This window comes from Eikenella longinqua (assembly GCF_001648355.1).
GTDB classification, from domain to species: Bacteria; Pseudomonadota; Gammaproteobacteria; order Burkholderiales; family Neisseriaceae; genus Eikenella; species Eikenella longinqua.
Genome location: NZ_LXSL01000011.1, coordinates 185,314 through 203,263, shown reverse-complemented (window position 1 = coordinate 203,263; position 17,950 = coordinate 185,314). Strand labels below are relative to the sequence as shown.

Here is a 17,950-nt window from a genome sequence, read left to right as displayed (position 1 = left end):
CTGCACGTTGATTGGTTTGGTGTTTTGTTTGGAATCGGGTGCGGCAGGCTGGGTTGGTTTGGGGTGGGATTCTATCATTTTCAGGTAGCCTTTGGGGCTACCTGAAAATTATTTTGTTTCAATCCATTGTTGTTAGTGGTGGTGGTTTGCTTCTGATTTCCGTGCGTGCGGGGTGCGGGGATTATGCCACAGAAGGGCTGCTGATGCAGGGGGAATTATCGGGGCTGCCTGAAAATGGCGGCTGAATACGGCGAATCGGTCGGGCAATGCTGTGCAGCTAAAAAGGCTACCTGAAAAACGAGCAACGCGAGTTTCTGCGAAGCTAAAACCGAGAGCGGTTTTTCAGGTAGCCTTTTATCTGGTGCGTTACGGCCTTGCGACCGCCGGGCTTATTTGCTCATCTGCACCGATTGGATGGCGGTGAGCGCGATGGTGTACACGATGTCGTCCACCAATGCGCCGCGCGACAGGTCGTTTACCGGTTTGCGCAGGCCTTGCAGCATGGGGCCGACGCTCAATACGTTGGCGCTGCGCTGCACGGCTTTGTAGGTGGTGTTGCCGGTGTTCAGGTCGGGGAAGACGAACACATTGGCCTGGCCGGCGACTTTACTGTCGGGCGCTTTCTGGCGGCCGACGCTGGGCACGCTGGCGGCGTCGTATTGCAGCGGGCCGTCGATGAGCAGATCCGGGCGTTTTTCTTGCGCCAGCTTGGTGGCTTCTTTCACTTTTTCCACATCGGCGCCGCTGCCGGAGGTGCCGGTGGAGTAGGAAATCATGGCCACTCTCGGCTCGATGCCGAAGGCTTTGGCGGATTCGGCCGATTGGATGGCGATATCGGCCAGCTCGGCGGCGGTGGGCTCGGGGTTTACCGCGCAGTCGCCGTACACCAACACTTGCTCGGGCATCAGCATGAAGAACACACTGGATACCAGGCTGGCGCCGGGGGCGGTTTTAATCAGCTGCAGGGCGGGGCGGATGGTGTTGGCGGTGGTGTGTACCGCGCCGGACACCAGGCCGTCCACGTCGCCTTGTTGCAGCATCATGGTGCCGAGCACCACGCTGTCTTCCAGGGCCTGGCTGGCGAGGCCGGGGGTGAGGCCTTTGTGTTTGCGCAGCTCCACCATCGGGGCGACGTATTGCTCGCGGATGCTGTCGGGGTCGATGATTTCCAGGCTTTCAGGTAGCGTGATGCCGCGGTTGGCGGCCACTTCGCGCACGGCTTCCGGCTTGGCCAGGAGCACGCAGCGGGCGATGCCTTTGCTCTGGCAGATGGCGGCGGCTTCCACGGTGCGCGGCTCGTCGCCTTCCGGCAGCACGATGCGTTTGTTGGCGGCACGTGCCTGCTCCATCATGCGGAAGCGGAAGGCGGGCGGTGACATCAGCAGCTGGCGCGGCTTGCCGATGTTGCGGCACAGGGTTTCCACGTCCACATGCTCGGCCACGAAATCCACCATGGTTTCCATGCGCTCGCTGTCGTCGGCGGGGATGGTTTGGTCTTGGAGGGCCAGCGCGTAGGCGGTGGCGAAGGTGTCGAGCTCGGTGAGCAGCACCGGCACGTTGTGGCTCAGGGCGGGGCTGATGATGCCCTGCACGGCCTGGGAGGGCGGCGTGCCGCAGGTAATCAGCAGGCCGGCCAGCGGCACGCCGCTGAGGATTTTCAGCGAGGCGGCCATCAGGATGTCTTCGCGGTCGCCGGGGGTGATTACCAATGCGCCGGAAGTGATGCGGTGGTGCATTTGGGCGGCGTTTTGCGCGGCCACTACGATTTCTTTGGTGCGGTTGCCCAAGTGTGCTTCGCCGGCAATCACTTGCGCGTTCAGGTAGCCTGCAATATCGGCCACGCGTCGCAGGGAGTGCTCGGGCGAGAAGGGCACCACGCCCAAGCAGGGCAGCTTGCCGCGCACTTTGGCGGAAACTTCGGCGGCGAAGGCTTTGGCGTCGCTGCCGTGGTAGCGGTTGAGGATGAAGCCGGCCACTTCGGTGTGGCTGTTGTCGTATTCGTGGGCGGCGAGGTTGATTTGGTCGGCCACCTGCTCGGCGCTGTGTTTGCCCACGGCGGCCACCAGGATGATGCTGGCGTTCAGCGAGGCGGCGATTTGGGCGTTTTTGCTGGTGAGGAAGCTGCGCTCGTCGTCGGGCACCACGCCTTCGATCACGGCCACATCGTGTTCGGCGGCGGTAACCCGGTCGAAATCGGACACCATCAGCTCAATCAAATCGTCGTCGCGGCCGGCGCTGATCAGCTCTTCCACTTTGGAGAGCGGCTGCGGGCCGGGCGGGTTGAGGTGGAACAGCTTGTTGGCAAACACTACGGCGCTGTCGGTGCTGCCGTCGGGCGTGGGTGTGTCGGAGACGGGTTTGTAGTAGGCGGGGCGGCGGCCGCTGCGCTGGATGGCGCGCAGGAGGCCGAGGGAAATGCTGGTGAGACCGGTTTTGGCGCCCAGGGGCACCAGTAGGAATTTCGGCATAATCGATGTCTTTCTTGGTAATAGGTTGATGAAACTGGAGAAACCTGTTTCGGGCTGGATGGCCGCCCTCGGGCAGATTGCGCCGTTTGATTGCAGGCCGCATTGTTGCATTATTAACAAGGGAGGACAAGGCTTTAGGCGGGGGATTTTCGGCGGGGAAACGGGGACGGATGTGAGCTAGGTCAAATAATGGGGGCGGTGTGGCGAGAGGTTGGGGTTCGTTATGTTGTTATTGAGGCTACCTGAAAAACCAGAGGCTACCTGAAAATCGGGATGATGGTTTTCAGGTAGCCTCTGGTTTTTAACTTCGCAGAAACTCGCGTTGCTCGTTTTAACTGAGTTGAAGCTGCGCTTTCAGGTAGCCTTTGCAGGCGGGCGCTTTATTTGTCGGCCAGGGCGTAGATGGCGCCGAGGTTGCGCCACATGCCGGCGGCGTCCATGCCGTAGCCGAACACGTAGCGGTCGGGCACGTGGATGCCCACGTAGTCGGCGGTAATTGGTTTGGGGCGGTTGATGGCTTTGTTGGCAAACACGGCAGTGCGGCAGGAGGCGGCGCCCATATCCATCACTTGGCGGTGGATGGCGGCCATGGTGTGGCCTTCGTCCAAGATGTCGTCGAGCACGAGCACGTGGCGGCCTTCCACGCTGTTTTGCGGGGCGCGCAGCCAGTTGAATTCGGCGCTGCCGCTGAGCTCGCTGCCGTAGCGGGAAACGTGCACGTAGTCGAAATCGAGCGGGAAGCGCAACAGGGGCAGCAGCTGGCCGGTGAACACGACAGCGCCGCCCATCACGGGCAGCAGCAGGGGGTATTGCTCGCCGAGGTCGGCGGTGATTTCTTCGGCCATGCGTTCGAGGGCGGCGCGGCAGGCGGCTTCGTCGAACAGCAGGTCGGCTTCTTCCAGCATGGTGCTGGCTTGCCAGAATCTTTCTTTGATGGTCATGGGGAGTCCTTGGGCGGATAAAGGCTACCTGAAAGCGCAGCTTCAACTCAGTTAAAACGAGCAACGTGAGTTTCTGCGAAGCTAAAACCATAATGAGGCCGGGCAGGATGGCTGCCCCGCCGCCCGAAGGCGGTAGCGGGCTTCGGGAGTTAGGGCGCAATTTCGGTGATGGTGATCTCTACGTTGCGGCCTTGGCGCCGGAACAGGGTGCCGCGGCTGTAGGGGGTGACTTCGGCTTGGTCGGAATATTTGACCAGCACGCGGTTTTGCCCTTGGCGGCGCAGGCTGATTTCGGCCGGATAATTGTCGCTGCCGTTGTGGTCGCGGAGCTGTACGCGGCGGGTAAAGCTGCGGGCGGGCAGGGTATGCGGCAGGCTGGGGTGGTCGAGCATCAGGGCACGGGTTTCGTTTTGGTTGGTGCGTAGGGCGGCATAGGCTTGGGCGAGGCTGCCGTTGTGATACACGCAGCGGTATACGGTGGGCACGCCTTGCTTGACCGGCTCGGGATTGCACTCGAGGTTGCCGGCGGCGGCGAAAGGGGCGGCGATGAGGAGGCTGAGCAGCAGGGTTCGGGGTTTCATGGTGGGTTTCCAGATGAGTGAGCAGGCTACCTGAAAACGGGCGGCGTGGCCGTACTGTTTCAGGTAGCCTGCATTATAGTGTATGGCAGGCTGAATCAGTATGTGCCTTGCACCAAAATATCACAGGTAACGTCGTGGATGTTGCGGTGGCCGGTGAAGGCCATGGTGATGTCCATTTCGTTGTAGAGGATTTCCAGCGCGCGGGTTACGCCGGCTTCGCCGTAGGCGCCGAGGCCGTAGATGTAGGGGCGGCCGATGAGCACGCCGCGCGCGCCCAGCGCCCAGGCGCGCAGGATGTCTTGCCCGCTGCGGATGCCGCCGTCCATCCACACTTCGATGTTTGAACCGACGGCGGATACCACGTCGGGCAGGGCGCGGATGGAGGAGGGGGCGCCGTCGAGCTGGCGGCCGCCGTGGTTGGATACGACAATGGCGTCGGCGCCGCTTTGCACGGCGGCTTCGGCGTCTTCGGGCAGCATGATGCCTTTGATGATGAGCTTGCCGCCCCATTCGTCTTTGATGCGGGCCACGTCGCTCCAGCTCAGGCTCGGATCGAATTGCTCGGCCGTCCAGGCGGAGAGGGAGCTCATGTCGCTCACGCCTTTCACGTGGCCTTCAATGTTGCCGAAGCCGCGGCGGTTGGTGTTGAGCATGCCTAGGCCCCATTCGGGTTTGGTGGCGAGGTTGAGCAGGTTGAGCAGGGTGGGCTTGGGCGGGGTGGAGAGGCCGTTTTTGATGTCTTTGTGGCGCTGGCCGAGCACTTGCAAATCGGCGGTGAGCACGAGGGCGGAGCATTGGGCGGCTTTGGCGCGGCGGATGAGGTCGCTCATGAATTCGCGGTCGCGCATCACATAAAGCTGAAACCAGAAGGGAGCAGGGCTGTTGGCGGCCACGTCTTCGATGGAGCAGATGCTCATGGTTGAGAGGGTGTAGGGCACGCCGAATTTGGCGGCGGCGCGGGCGGCGAGGATTTCGCCGTCGGCGTGCTGCATGCCGGTGAGGCCGACGGGGGCGAGGGCGAGCGGCATTTTCACGTCTTGCCCGATCATTTGGGTGGCGAGGCTGCGGTTTTCCATGTCTACCAGCACTTTTTGGCGGAAGAGGATGGATTGGAAATCGGCTTCGTTGGCGCGGTAGGTGGATTCGGTCCAGGAGCCGGTGTCGGCGTAGTCGTAGAACATTTTGGGCACTTTGCGGCGGGCTACCCGTTGCAGGTCGGCGATGCAGGTGATTTTGCTGAGGTTGGGGGTCATGGGGATGCCTTTATCTTGTTGGTTTGGTGTGGGGTAAAGCCGCCGCTGATGTGTGGCGGGAATGGTGCATTATAACGCTAATGCGGGATGGGGTTGGCGGATGGTGTGAATGAAAAGGCTACCTGAAAACCGAGTATGGGGTTTTCAGGTAGCCTTTATTCAGGATGCTGCCGGATTATTTATCGAGGCGGCGGGTTTCGAGGATGCTGCCGTCAGCCACCAGTTTGGCCAAGTCGGCACGTTTGATCGGGATCTGCTCGGATTCGTCCCAAGAGATGTCGGCCAGGTCGCCGTTCAGGTCGTTTCTGGCACCGCGCGGGTTTTCCCAAGCAGCATCTTCGGTGATGACGATGATACGGTCGGGTTGTACTTGCACCACTTTCATCAAGCCGTAGGACACTGTTTTGTTGTCGCCGAAGTCGGCTGCGGAGAAGTCGCTGAGTTTGGCGGCGTAGAGGTCGCCCACTTGGGGTTCGGCCAGGATCGGATCCAGGTCGGCAGCAGCAGCCGGAGCGGCAGGCTGTGAAACGGCGGCGCTGGCTTCGGCCGGCTGGGCAGGTGCGGAGGCGGCGGGTGCGGAGCCGTTGTTCTGGCCGCCGCAGGCTGCCAATACGGAAATGAGGGCAAGAGCAAGTAAGCGTTGTTTCATGAGGAAGTCCTTTATGGTTAAACAAAACTGGGTTGAGGCTTTCGTGCTTTACACACGGCTATATTATCGCTGGTTTACGGGAAATAGACAAATTTTTACGGTTTGAATAGCGGTGTTTTTAGGTAGCCTGTTGGGGCGGTGGTCTGTTTTGATTTTCAGGTAGCCTTTTTTGGTGGGCTACCTGAAAAAATGGTGCGGCTGTTTGCAGCTTGTTGTTTGCCATGTTGGGCCTGGGTTTTCAGCTAGCCTCTTGCGCGGCGGTGGCTTGTTGTTGCAGTTGGTAGAGCAGGTCAAGGGCTTGGCGGGGGGTGAGCTCGTCGGGGTGTAGAGCGGCGATTTTTTGCAACAGGGGGTGGGTTGTGGGGCTGGGTTCGGGCTCGGCGGGCTGGTGTTGGGGCTCGGTATCTTCGGGCAGGCTGAACATGTCCATCTGCGGGCGGCGGGCAGCGGCTTGGGCTTCGAGCTCTTCGAGGTGTTTCTGCGCGGCTTTGAGGGCGGGGGCGGGCAGGCCGGCGAGTTTGGCCACGGCGATGCCGTAGCTTTTGGCGGCGGGGCCGGGCTCGATGTGGTGCAGGAAGACGATGTCGCGGCCTTCTTCGAGGGCGGAGAGGTGCATATTAACGGCGGCACCGTGCTGCTCGGGCAGGCGGGTGAGCTCGAAATAGTGGGTGGCGAAGAGGCTGAAGGAGCGGTTTTTCTGGATAAGATGTTCGGCCACGGCTTGGGCCAGCGCGAGGCCGTCGAAGGTGGAGGTGCCGCGGCCGATTTCGTCCATGAGCACGAGGGATTGCTCGGTGGCGTGGCGCAGGATGTAGGCGGTTTCACTCATTTCTACCATGAAGGTGGAGCGGTTGGCGGCGAGGTCGTCGGAGGCACCGATGCGGGTGAAGATTTGGTCGATGGGGCCGATGCGGGCGGCTTCGGCGGGCACGAAACTGCCGGTGTGGGCGAGCAATACGATGTGGGCAACCTGGCGCATGTAGGTGGATTTGCCGCCCATATTGGGGCCGGTGAGCAGCATGAGGCGGTGTTTGTGGTCGAGGCGGGTGTGGTTGGGGGTGAAATGCGACACTTGGCGTTCGACCACGGGGTGGCGGCCGTTGTCGATTTCGATGCCGGGGTAGTCGGTGAACTGAGGGGCGCGGTAGCCGTGTTCGGCGGCAAAGAGGGCAAAGCAGCAGAGTACGTCGAGCGCGGCGGCGGCTTTGGCGCTGCGCTGGAGGAGGGGCAGCTGCTGTTGCAACTCTTGCAACAGGGTGTCGTAGAGGCGTTTTTCGAGGGAGAGGGCACGCTCTTGGGCGTTGAGCACTTTGTCTTCGAAGGTTTTGAGCTCGGGGGTGATGAAGCGTTCAGCGTTTTTCAGGGTTTGGCGGCGTTGGTAGTCGGCGGGGGCGTCGGCGGCTTGGATTTTGGAGAGCTCGATGTAGAAGCCGTGCACGCGGTTGTATTCGACTTTGAGGGTGGAGAGGCCGGTGCGCTCGCGTTCGCGGGTTTCGAGTTCGAGCAGGAAGTCGCTGCCGTGGTGTTGGATGCGGCGCAGTTCGTCGAGTTCGGGGGAGAAGCCGTGGTTGATCACGCCGCCGTCGCGCAGCCATACGGCGGGCTCGGGCAGGATGGCTGCTTGCAGGCGCTCGGCGATGGCGGCGCCTTGGGGGAAGATGTCGGTTAGGGTGTTGAGCAGACTGCTTTCAGGTAGCCTGAGCTGGGCGAGGGTGAACAGACTGTCGCGCAGGCCGGCGAGGTCGCGGGGGCGGGCGGAGCCGACGGCGATGCGGGCGGCGATGCGTTCGATGTCGGCGATGTTTTTCAGGTAGCCTTGCAGGGCGGGGTAGTCGGTTTGCAGAGCGGCTACTGCTTCTTGGCGGGCGCGGATGTGTTCGCGGTTGCGCAGGGGGTTGTGCAGCCATTGGGCAAGCAGGCGGCTGCCCATGTTACTGGCGCAGCAATCGAGGGTGGAGAAGAGGGTGGGTTCTTTTTTGCCGCCCAGGGTGGCGGTGATTTCGAGGTTGCGGCGGGTGGCGGCGTCCATGCCGATGTGCTGCTGCTCGGTTTCGAGGCTGAGGTTGTCGAGGTGGCGGGGCAGGCGGGATTGGGTGTGGCGGATGTAGTTGAGCAGGGCGCCGGCGGCGCCGATGGCAGGGTCGTGTTCGCCGGCTTGGAGGCCGAAGCCGAGCAGGTCTTGGCTGCCGAAGTAATCGGTGAGCAGGGTGTAGGCGCTGTCGGGGGCGAATTGCCAGTCGTGCAGGCGGGTGGGCTGGCAGTTTTCAGGTAGCCTCAGTTGGGCGGCGGCTTGGTCGGGCAGCAAGACTTCGGCGGCTTGCAGGCGGGCGAGCTCGTCGGCCAGCTGGGCGGGGGGGATGATTTTGGCTTTGAATTCGCCGCTTTGCAGTGAAGCCCAGGCAAGGCCGACGGGCTGTTTGGCTTTGCCGCTCCAAGCTACGGCGGCGATGCGGTTGGTTTCTTTGTCTTCGAGAAGGGCGGCGTCGGTGAGGGTGCCGGGGGTGACGATGCGCACCACTTCGCGCGCCACGGGGCCTTTGCCGGCGCCCACTTCGCCCACTTGCTCGCAAATGGCCACGCTGCGGCCGAGTTTCACCAGTTTGGCCAGGTATTGCTCGGCGGCGTGGTGCGGCACGCCGGCCATTTTCACGGGCTCGCCGTTGAGTTGGCCGCGGGTGGTGAGCGTGATGTCGAGCAGGCGGGCGGCTTCTTCGGCGTCGGTGAAGAAGAGTTCGTAGAAGTCGCCCATGCGGTAGAACAGCAGTTTGTCGGCGTGCTGCGCTTTGATGTCGAGATATTGCTGCATCATGGGTGAAACGGCGCTTTTGCGGCTCATGAAGGCTACCTGAAAAATGGAAATGCGAAAGACGGTATTGTAGCCGATGCGGCAGCGGGCGAAATGTTTGTGCTTGTAAAATGATTTGCCCGGCGGCTGGGGCGGGTGGTTAAATCCTGCCCGTTTGCGCCTGCAGCCGCCGTAAAGGGGCAGTTTGGGCAGGGATGTGCCGGAAACGGCAGCCGGCACGGCGGCAGCGGGCAATATTATTTGTCAATTTCTTTCAGCGGTATAAATTCACGATTATGGGAAGATAAACGAGATGGCAGGAAAATTTCTTTCTCTTCGCAAGGGCTGGCTGGTTTTGCCGGCATTGCTGCTGGGCGGCTGTTTTTTCCACCCGCACAAACCGTCCGGCGGCGGCGCGGTTTCGGCTTTGCCGCCGGGGCAGCGTTATGCGGAAGGGTATCAGCATCGGGTTTCAGGTAGCCCCGCGGGGTATAAGGCGGTGTCGTTTGCCGCTTTGCCGCAGTGGGCGCAGCAGGATTTCGGCGCTGGCTTGGAGGCGTTCCGCAAAAGTTGTTTGTCGCTGAAAAACCGGCCGCAGTGGCAGAATGTGTGCACGCAGGCCAATGCCACCGGCCGCCACGCAGCCCGGCAGTTTTTCGAAACTTATTTCACGCCCTGGGAAGTGAGCCACAACGGCCAGCTGGGTGGCACGATTACCGGCTACTACGAGCCGGTGCTGCAAGGCAGTGCGCAGCAGACGGCGCAGGCACGTTTCCCGATTTACGGCGTGCCGGCGGATTTGGTAAGCGTGCCGCTGGTGGGCGCGCCGCAATCGGGCACGGTGCGCATCCGACTCACCGGCCCCAATAGCGGACAGATTGCCGCCAACGGCGAATACACGGCCAATTTGGCCGATTTCCCCGGCCGCGAGAAAAGCTGCACCTTGAAAGGTAGAATTTCAGGTAGCCGCCTCGTGCCGTACCATACCCGTGCCGAAATCAATGCCGGCGCTTTAAATAGCAAGGCTCCGGTGTTGGCTTATGCCAACGATCCGGTTGAACTGTTCTTCCTGCATATCCAAGGCTCCGGCCGGCTACGTACACCGGACGGGCGCTTTATTCGCTTGGGTTTTGCCGATAAAAACGACCATCCGTATGTGTCGATTGGTCGCTATATGGCCGATAAAGGCTATCTGCCGCTGGCGCAAACCAGCATGCCGAAAATCCGTGATTGGCTGCGTGCCTATCCCGATAAATTGGCCGAAGTGTTGGGGAAAAACCCCAGTTATGTGTTTTTCCGCCAACTGCCCGACAGCAACGACGGGCCGATCGGCTCGCTCGGCGTGCCGCTCACCGGCGGCTATTCCGGCGCGGTGGACAAGCGCTTCATCACTTTGGGCGCACCGATGTTCTTGGCGACCGCCCATCCGGAAACCGGCCGTGCGCTCAACCGCTTAATGATGGCGCAAGACACCGGCAGCGCCATCAACGGCGCAGTGCGGGTAGATTTTTTCTGGGGTTACGGCGACGAAGCCGGCAGGGTGGCCGGGCGCATGAAGCAGACCGGTTATGTGTGGCAGCTGCTGCCGAATGGAGTGCTGCCATAATGGTGATTAAAGTTGAAACGGACTGAAATATCCGGCTGCCTGATGGCGAAAAAGGTGCAATCTGGCCGGGTATCCTGCCTAAAAGCGTATAGCTTGATGAATCCGTTTGAAGTAAACGTGTAAATTAATATATACTTTAGGCTAAATTTCAACATTTGTGTTTAGAAATTGGAAAGACGCAAAGAGAAGAAGGATGAATATTTTCATTCAATTATGTTTAGGGAGGGTGGGATAAATGGATCTGATGATTCTGATTCCGCTATTGGTGGTGTTGGCCGGCTTGATTTTTGTCCAGCGCCGCCAGAAGCAACAGGCGCAGGCTAGTGCCGAGGCTGAGAAAAAAGGCCGTGGTAAAGGCAAGCGGTCACCGGCTAAAGCTGCTGCTGCCAAACGTGCGGCCCCTGTCGCCGAGCGCCAAGCCGCAGCGGTGGAGTCTGAGCCGGATGTGACTGTGGGCGAAGACTGGGGCTGGGAAGCTGTGCCGGATGTGGAAGTGGAAGAAGCCGCTACTGTATCTCGGGAAGTGGACGCGCTGACCGAATATAAAGTGTATAAGCAGTTCGGTTATCACGAAAAAGCAGCCGAATCTTTGTCGCAATACCTGACTTCCAGCTCGACATCAATCAGCGAAGGCATGCGCAGCACCTTGGTTAATGAGCTGGTGCAGCTTTGGCTGGATGCGAAAAAGCCTGATGAATTGGCGGAAACGCTGCGCCAATTCGGCAGCGTACTAACCAAAGCCCAAGTTGAAGACTATATCAAGCAAGGCTTGGCGATTGATAAAAACAACCTCAATCTGCGTGTGTTGGCAGAAGAGGTGTTGGGCTGGGGTGTGCAACAGACTTCGGCAGAGATCGGCGAGCGCACCGGTTTGGATGCGCCGGCTCAAGCTAAACAGAAAAGCCGTCGTACTGTTGCGCCGGCTGATGCTGGTGCAGAGCAGGAAGTTGCAGAGCTGTCTGTTGCCAAAACCCGCAAAGAATTGGTTACCAATTCCAAATATGCCGGCGCTATTTTAGTGCATGATGAGGAAAAAGCTGCTTTGATGGGCTTTATGCAGCCTGAATCCGGTTACCGTCTAATGAAGGACCGTTTGGCTTATGATGCTGCGGTTAGCTATGCAAATAAAGCTATCCGTCAGGCTAATAAGCCAGCTGCCTTGATTATCGATGCGCTGAGTTTGGATTATAAGAATCGGAATATCGATCGTTTTGCTCAGCATCTGTGGCAGTTGTATTACACGCTTGGTCAATATGGCCGCCAAGTTAAGGAAAGAATGCTGGGTTGGGGCTTAAATTTGGGTGAACATCCTATCTTTACCCAGTTGGAAGCCAATCCGAATGAAGCGCAGTTGAGAGATATGGGGATTGCCTACGGCTTCCTCGAGCGGGGTAGCAGCACCCAAAAAGCACACCGCAAGCCGTTAATCAGAACGCGTACTGATGATGTGAGCATTAAACAAACGCCTGCGGAAAAAGTATTACGCGATGTCGAATCTTTGCTGATGTATGGCCAGCTTGATGAAGCGATGAATTTGCTGGAAGAATCCATTTTGGAATATCCCAGCGAGTCGCAGCTGTATATCACGCTATTCGATATTTGCGAACGAGCGGAAGAATGGGAGCGCTTGGAGCAGGTGTTGCATAAAATACGTGCCAATATTCAGCATCCGCCAGAGGAAGTGGTGTTGGCTATGAGCCAGCTGCTGCAAAAAATCAACTACGGTTCTGTTCGGACATAATAAATGACTAATAACGCAATCCCCCAAGTGAAAACAGTCCATATTATGCTGCTGGGCATGGATGAGCGCCAATATGCGATGTTCCGCATGGCCTTTAAAATGCACGGTATCACTAATTATGAATTGGTTACGGTAGAGCAGGGTATTCAGCCGGATATGGTGCTGGCTGATGCAGACACCGATGTGCAGATTTGGAAAGATGCAAAAAGCCAATTTCCTGATGCAAAGGTGGTGTATTTTTCCAGCTCCCCACCGTCGGTTACCGCTCCTTATTTGGCCAAGCCGATTAAATTCGATACCTTGTTTTTAAGCCTGAAAAACCTTCAGCAAGGCAATGGTATTTGGGTTGTTAGTGGCAGCAGGCCTGGACCTGCCTCTAAGCAGGTTAAGCATGAGGTGGAAAAAGTACATGCGCCGCAACAATCTCAGACTGCGGTCGTTTCCCTAGAGCATTTCGATGAAGATGAAGGGCTGCTCGGCGAAGTCCGGAGGGCGGCGAAACAGGAAGCGGATGTCGCAGTCATGCATAACGGGAAACCGGTATTATTGGTATTCCCGTCTATTCAAAAAGTTCTGCTGGCAACTGACTCGGAAACGCTCAAATCTCTGTGTGAACAGAAGTTTGTAGATTTGCAGACCCGGGTGGTTACAGAAGAGCATCTCAAGGCCAAAGCCAAACTTTCCATCAGTGCCTGTTTGTGGCAGCTGGCAATTTGGACTGGTAACGGCCGTTTCCCCAAAGTTATCAATAAAAATACAGTTTTCAGAGTAAAAAGCTGGCCCAATCTGACTCGGTTGGCGCCGTTGGCCGAGTCTATGCGTTTGTCGGCTTTCCTGACCAAGGCTTCAGGTAGCCTGCCGATTTTGCACAAGCTGATGCTGATTGATAACAGGGATTTGGCTGATTATCTGACTGCCGTTTATGTTACCGACCATTTGGTGGTGGAAACTGCCGATCAGGCAGAACAATCGGTAGCAGGTGCAGGCCGGGCAAGGCAGACTGCGCAGCAAGCCGTACAGCGTCTGGAGAGTGCGCAGGTTAGACAGCACGACGATTCGGATGAGCATGAGCCAAGGCAGCGTGGATTGCTGCAACGTTTGATGAATAAAATTATTGGCCGATAAAGGAATATAACATGGCAGAAAATAAGATTATTTTTACAGGCCCTGTCGGAGTGGGGAAAACCACTGCTATTGCCGCACTATCAGACGACCCGCCCATTAAAACTGATGCCCGTGCATCCGATATGACCACCTCCATGAAAAGCCACACCACGGTTGCGATGGATTATGGCGTGATTCATTTGGATGAACATACCAAAGTGCATCTGTATGGCACGCCGGGTCAAGAACGTTTTGACTTTATGTGGGATATTTTGAGCCAAGGCAGTATGGGTTTGGTGTTGCTGTTGGATAATACGCGCTCCAATCCTTTGAAGGATTTGAAATTCTTCTTGGATTCGTTCAGTGATTTGCTCAAGACCGCACCGGTAGTGGTGGGCGTAACCAAGATGGATTTGAAAGCCACGCCCGGTATCGAGGTGTATCAGAAATACCTGTTGCAATACGGCATGAACGTGCCGGTGTTTGAGGTGGATGCCCGCAACGAAAATGATGTCAAACAGCTGGTTACTGCGATGCTGTATTCAATTGATCCCGGTTTAGAGGTATAAAAATGGATTCAACACTACTTTTGCAGCCTAATCTGTATCCGCGAGTAACGCCGGCCGGCGCTTACTATGCGGTGTCTAATAAGGGACAAAGTGCCAGCCGCACCTTGCTGGGCGGTATTTTGCAGGCCGGCGAGAAAGAAACGGTTAGCCGGGAGAACGTGTTGCGTTGGGCGCAAACCAACGACATTGATGCCGCATTGAACCTGCTGTATCGGATGCAGCGCTTGGAATTTCTGTATGGCGAAGACGAGCCGGATAAGAAAACCGATTTGCTGAGCGGTACCGGTTTGCCTAATATCCTGATGCACCTTTCCGATGTACAGAAAGCCCTGCTGGTGGATCAGGACGGTTTCTATTTTTCCAGCTCAGGCTTCAACCATGAGGCAGCGGAAGAAATCGCCGTATTGGCCAGCGAAGCGGTACGCCTGTATGAGCAGCACAGCCTGTTGATTAAAAACAATTTGAATATTTACCACAACGCAGTGGGCATTTGCGATCCGTCCGGCCAAAGCGAGCTGACCTTCTTCCCGCTGTATATTGGTGATTTGAAATTTATTCTGGTTACCGGCGGGGTGCCGCAATTGCACAAAGACGAGTTTGTGTCCTTAGTGCGTGCCTTGTATCAAATTGTTGATTCTGCCAACCAAATTGAAACATTCTGATTAAATTATTGGGAAAACACGATATGCAACAACAATTAGTCTCTTCCGTACTGAGCGATTTAAACAGTTCTTCTGTTGATATTACCGCTTCCGCCGTTATTTCCAGCGACGGCCTGCCGATTGCCTCCATGCTCCAGTCCAATATTGACCCGGACCGCGTGGGTGCCATGTCTGCCGCCTTGCTGGCCTTGGGCAACCGCACCACCAAAGAGCTGCTGTGCGGCGAATTGGAGCAGGTAATCGTCAAAGGCACCGATGGCTACATCCTGTTGATTCAGGCCGGCGAAGACACCGTTTTGGTGGTAACCGCCCGCGAAAGCGCCAAACTGGGCTTGATCCTGCTGGATGCGCGCCGCGCCGCCCGCAACATCGTGGATTTGGAAAGCAGCTAAGTCTATCCAGCACGATGCAGTAAAGTCATCAGGCTACCTGAAAATACAGCCAATCTGTTTCAGGTAGCCTTTGTTCCATTGCCGGGCTGCCAATCGGCCGGCTAACGGAGTTTCCGACAAGATGGTATTTGGATTTTTTAGAAAACAGAAAACGCAACCTGCCGAACAACAGCCGGAGCTTGACACGCCTCAAGCTGCCGATGTGTCTGAAGATGCAGTAGTGACCGATGAACCTGCTCCCGAAGTGCCGGAAAACGCTCCAGCCGAAACAGGGGAAATCCCGGCAGCAGAAGCGGCCGAGCCAGCCGCAAAACAGCCTGAAGCTGAGAACACCGCCCATGCGGAGCAGCAAGATGATCAGCCGCCCGCGCTGGGCTGGGCTGCCCGTTTGAAACAGGGCTTGAGCAAATCGCGCCAGCAGATGGCCAAATCGCTGGCCGGCGTGTTTGGCGGCGGCAAGATAGACGAAGACCTGTATGAAGAGCTCGAAACCGTGTTGCTCACCAGCGATATGGGCATCGAGGCCACCGAGCATTTGATGGAGGAAGTACGCAAGCGCGTCAGCCTGCGCGGCTTGAAAGACGGCGAGGAATTGCGCGGCGCGCTGAAGGAGGCGGTGTACGAGCTGATCAAGCCGCTGGAGCAGCCGTTGAATATTCCGGAGGGTAAACAACCGTTTGTGATGATGCTGGCCGGCATCAACGGCGCGGGCAAAACCACCTCTATCGGCAAGCTGGCCAAATATTTCCAAGCGCAGGGCAAATCCGTGCTGCTGGCGGCAGGCGACACCTTCCGCGCTGCCGCGCGCGAGCAGCTGGCCGAGTGGGGCGAGCGCAACGGCGTTACCGTGATTGCCCAGGCTTCGGGCGATTCTGCCGCCGTCTGCTTCGATGCGGTGGAAGCTGCCAAAGCGCGCGGCATCGACATCGTGCTGGCCGACACCGCCGGCCGCCTGCCCACGCAGACGCATTTGATGGAAGAAATCAAGAAAGTGAAACGTGTGTTGCAGAAGGCCATGCCCGATGCGCCGCACGAAATCGTGGTGGTGCTCGATGCCAACATCGGCCAAAACGCCATCAACCAGGTGATCGCGTTCGACGACGCGCTGGGGCTCACCGGCCTGATTGTGACCAAGCTCGACGGTACGGCCAAAGGCGGCGTGCTGGCGGCTTTGGCCAGCCGTCGGCCGGTGCCCGTGCGCTTCATCGGCGTGGGCGAGGGTATCGACGATTTGCGCCCGTTCAACGCCCGCGAATTTGTGGATGCCTTGCTGTAAGCCTTCCGCCGTTTCGCAAAGAAAGGCTACCTGAAAAATATTTTGGCTTGGCGGAAACCCACGCTTCCGTGCCACCATTTTCAGGTAGCCTGCCAATCACGCGGCAGCGCCTGAACCATTTGCACTTAATTCAAACAAGCCCAAAGGCTACCTGAAAACTTTTCAGGTAGCCTGTTATATAATCCGCCATCGTCTAACGTTTTTGAGAACAGCCATGCTGCTTGCCCTATCCCTGCGCGATTTTGTGATTGTGGAGCAACTCCATCTCGATTTCCAAACCGGCTTCACCGTGCTCACCGGCGAAACCGGCGCCGGCAAATCCATCACCCTCGACGCGCTCAACCTGCTGCTCGGCGGCAAAGCCGACTACAGCCGAATCCGCCACGGCAAAAACGAAGCGCAGCTCTCCGCCCTGTTTGATGTGTTCGGCCTGCCCGAATTGCGCACCGAATTGCAGCAGCAAGGCCTGCTGGGCGAAGACGACAGCGAATTGGCCATCCGCCGCATCATCGACACCAAAGGCCGCAGCCGCAGCTTCATCAACAACCAAGCCGCCACGCTCGCCCAGCTGCGCCAAATCGGCAGCCGGCTGGTGGATATCCACGGCCAAAGCGCGCACCATTCGCTCAACAGCGAAGCTGTGCAGCGCGATTTGCTCGATGCCTTTGCCGGCAGCCAACCCTTGGCCGCGCAAGTGAAAGCCGCCTACCAGCAATGGCGGCAGGCCATCGAGGCGCTGGAAACCGCGCAGCAGGAAAGCGAACGACTGCAGGAAGAACGCGAACGGCTGGCTTGGCAGGTGGGCGAGATGGAAAAACTGGCGCCGCTGGAAGGCGAATGGGAGCAGCTGTCGCAAAGCTACGATAGTTTGGCGCATGCCGCCGAGCTTTTACAGGCCGCCGAAGAAGTGGCCGCCTGCATCGACGGCGACGACGGCTTGCACAGCCTGGCCGGCCGCTGCCGCCGCCAATTGGAAGGCCTTTCCGGCATCGAACCACGTTTTGCCGAAAGCCTAGAAATGCTCGACAGCATCGAGGCCGAGCTGGGCGAGATTAGCAGCCAGATGCACAGCGTGGCCTCCCGCGCCGAAATCGACCCGGCCGAACTCGCCGCGCAGGAAGAGCGCATGGCCGATTTGATGTCGGCCGCCCGCCGCCACCGCATCGAGCCGGCCGAGCTGCCGGAAAAGTGGGCGCAAATGCAGCAGGCGCTGGCCGACTCCGAAGCCGCCGCCGACATCGAAGCCTTGCAAGAACAGGTGCGGCAGGCCGAAGCAAACTATATGCAGCCCGCGCAGGCGCTTTCCGCGCAACGCCGGCAGGCCGCCGTCAAGCTGGCCGAGGAAACCACCGCCCACATGCAGCAGCTTTCCATGCAGGGCGCGCGTTTCCACATCGAACTGCTGCCGCACGAAGCACAGTCCTACGGGCTGGAGCAGGTGCAGTTTCAGGTAGCCGCCAACCAAGGCAGCCCGCTGCGCCCGCTAAACAAAGTGGCGTCCGGCGGCGAGTTGGCGCGCATCAGCCTGGCTTTGCAGGTCACCGCCAGCCAATACACGCAAATCCCCACGCTGATTTTCGACGAAGTGGACAGCGGCATCGGCGGCGGCGTGGCCGAAACCGTGGGCCGTGCACTGCGCACGCTGGGGCAGCGCCATCAGGTGCTGGCGGTTACCCACCTGCCGCAAGTGGCCGCCTGCGGCGAGCAGCATTGGCAGGTGAGCAAACGCAGCGCCAACGGGCAAACCGTGAGCAGCATCCGTGAGCTGGACAACACAGCGCGGGTGGAAGAAATCGCCCGCATGCTCGGCGGCGAAACCATCACCGATACCACCCGCCGCCACGCCGCCGAAATGTTGCAGCTGGCCGCAGAGGCTACCTGAAAATACTGCAGGCCATCCTGCCGTAAATAAAGGCGGATGCC

General features: G+C 58.5%; 14 protein-coding genes. 8 read left to right on the top strand and 6 right to left on the bottom strand.

What is annotated here, in order from left to right; all coding sequences use genetic code 11:
* Positions 1–389 precede the first annotated feature (389 nt).
* The 6 genes from pta to mutS all read right to left on the bottom strand — a co-directional run bounded on the left by pta (position 390) and on the right by mutS (position 8,728).
* Entirely contained in the window at positions 390–2,468 is a 2,079-nt protein-coding gene (gene pta / locus A7P95_RS01630) for a phosphate acetyltransferase (protein ID WP_067590125.1), read from the bottom strand.
* A gap of 380 nt (positions 2,469–2,848) precedes the next feature.
* Complete coding sequence (locus A7P95_RS01625; RefSeq protein WP_067590122.1) at positions 2,849–3,409, bottom strand: hypoxanthine-guanine phosphoribosyltransferase; 561 nt, start codon at positions 3,407–3,409, stop codon at positions 2,849–2,851.
* Between the two features lie 149 nt (positions 3,410–3,558).
* Entirely contained in the window at positions 3,559–3,990 is a 432-nt protein-coding gene (locus A7P95_RS01620) for a hypothetical protein (protein WP_067590119.1), read from the bottom strand.
* A 95-nt stretch (positions 3,991–4,085) separates the two neighbouring features.
* Positions 4,086–5,243 carry an alpha-hydroxy acid oxidase gene (locus A7P95_RS01615; RefSeq protein WP_067590116.1) on the bottom strand — a complete coding sequence of 386 codons (1,158 nt, stop codon included), beginning with the start codon at positions 5,241–5,243 and terminating at the stop codon, positions 4,086–4,088.
* Positions 5,244–5,418: 175 nt separating this feature from the next.
* Positions 5,419–5,892 (bottom strand): hypothetical protein, encoded by a 474-nt coding sequence (locus A7P95_RS01610; protein ID WP_067590112.1) that lies wholly within the window; start codon positions 5,890–5,892, stop codon positions 5,419–5,421.
* Between the two features lie 238 nt (positions 5,893–6,130).
* Positions 6,131–8,728 (bottom strand): DNA mismatch repair protein MutS, encoded by a 2,598-nt coding sequence (gene mutS, locus A7P95_RS01605; RefSeq protein WP_067590365.1) that lies wholly within the window; start codon positions 8,726–8,728, stop codon positions 6,131–6,133.
* 262 nt (positions 8,729–8,990) lie between these two features.
* On the opposite strand from mutS, the gene mltA reads away from it, so the two are divergent.
* From mltA to recN, 8 genes are all read left to right on the top strand, one after another.
* On the top strand, positions 8,991–10,283 hold the full coding sequence (gene mltA / locus A7P95_RS01600; protein ID WP_067590109.1) for a murein transglycosylase A: 1,293 nt from the start codon (positions 8,991–8,993) through the stop codon (positions 10,281–10,283).
* Positions 10,284–10,518: 235 nt separating this feature from the next.
* Positions 10,519–12,024 (top strand): hypothetical protein, encoded by a 1,506-nt coding sequence (locus A7P95_RS01595; protein WP_067590106.1) that lies wholly within the window; start codon positions 10,519–10,521, stop codon positions 12,022–12,024.
* A gap of 3 nt (positions 12,025–12,027) precedes the next feature.
* On the top strand, positions 12,028–13,149 hold the full coding sequence (locus A7P95_RS01590; RefSeq protein ID WP_067590103.1) for a hypothetical protein: 1,122 nt from the start codon (positions 12,028–12,030) through the stop codon (positions 13,147–13,149).
* Positions 13,150–13,160: 11 nt separating this feature from the next.
* Entirely contained in the window at positions 13,161–13,697 is a 537-nt protein-coding gene (locus A7P95_RS01585) for a GTP-binding protein (RefSeq protein WP_067590100.1), read from the top strand.
* A 2-nt stretch (positions 13,698–13,699) separates the two neighbouring features.
* Positions 13,700–14,359, top strand: a complete 660-nt coding sequence (locus A7P95_RS01580) for a roadblock/LC7 domain-containing protein (protein WP_067590097.1) — start codon at positions 13,700–13,702, stop codon at positions 14,357–14,359.
* Between the two features lie 23 nt (positions 14,360–14,382).
* Entirely contained in the window at positions 14,383–14,751 is a 369-nt protein-coding gene (locus tag A7P95_RS01575; RefSeq protein WP_067590094.1) for a roadblock/LC7 domain-containing protein, read from the top strand.
* A gap of 70 nt (positions 14,752–14,821) precedes the next feature.
* Entirely contained in the window at positions 14,822–16,027 is a 1,206-nt protein-coding gene (gene ftsY, locus A7P95_RS01570; RefSeq protein WP_425387461.1) for a signal recognition particle-docking protein FtsY, read from the top strand.
* 214 nt (positions 16,028–16,241) lie between these two features.
* Positions 16,242–17,909, top strand: coding sequence for a DNA repair protein RecN (gene recN / locus A7P95_RS01565; protein ID WP_067590088.1), 1,668 nt, complete (start codon positions 16,242–16,244; stop codon positions 17,907–17,909).
* Positions 17,910–17,950: the final 41 nt, after the last annotated feature.

Bases quoted from the DNA above. Each gene is read 5' to 3' on its own strand.
- A7P95_RS01575 (WP_067590094.1), top strand. From the start codon at position 14,383: ATGCAACAACAATTAGTCTCTTCCGTACTGAGCGATTTAAACAGTTCT.
- mutS (WP_067590365.1), bottom strand. From the start codon at position 8,728: ATGAGCCGCAAAAGCGCCGTTTCACCCATGATGCAGCAATATCTCGAC.
- pta (WP_067590125.1), bottom strand. From the start codon at position 2,468: ATGCCGAAATTCCTACTGGTGCCCCTGGGCGCCAAAACCGGTCTCACC.
- A7P95_RS01595 (WP_067590106.1), top strand. From the start codon at position 10,519: ATGGATCTGATGATTCTGATTCCGCTATTGGTGGTGTTGGCCGGCTTG.
- A7P95_RS01580 (WP_067590097.1), top strand. From the start codon at position 13,700: ATGGATTCAACACTACTTTTGCAGCCTAATCTGTATCCGCGAGTAACG.
- A7P95_RS01585 (WP_067590100.1), top strand. From the start codon at position 13,161: ATGGCAGAAAATAAGATTATTTTTACAGGCCCTGTCGGAGTGGGGAAA.
- A7P95_RS01615 (WP_067590116.1), bottom strand. From the start codon at position 5,243: ATGACCCCCAACCTCAGCAAAATCACCTGCATCGCCGACCTGCAACGG.
- mltA (WP_067590109.1), top strand. From the start codon at position 8,991: ATGGCAGGAAAATTTCTTTCTCTTCGCAAGGGCTGGCTGGTTTTGCCG.
- A7P95_RS01590 (WP_067590103.1), top strand. From the start codon at position 12,028: ATGACTAATAACGCAATCCCCCAAGTGAAAACAGTCCATATTATGCTG.
- A7P95_RS01620 (WP_067590119.1), bottom strand. From the start codon at position 3,990: ATGAAACCCCGAACCCTGCTGCTCAGCCTCCTCATCGCCGCCCCTTTC.
- recN (WP_067590088.1), top strand. From the start codon at position 16,242: ATGCTGCTTGCCCTATCCCTGCGCGATTTTGTGATTGTGGAGCAACTC.
- A7P95_RS01610 (WP_067590112.1), bottom strand. From the start codon at position 5,892: ATGAAACAACGCTTACTTGCTCTTGCCCTCATTTCCGTATTGGCAGCC.
- A7P95_RS01625 (WP_067590122.1), bottom strand. From the start codon at position 3,409: ATGACCATCAAAGAAAGATTCTGGCAAGCCAGCACCATGCTGGAAGAA.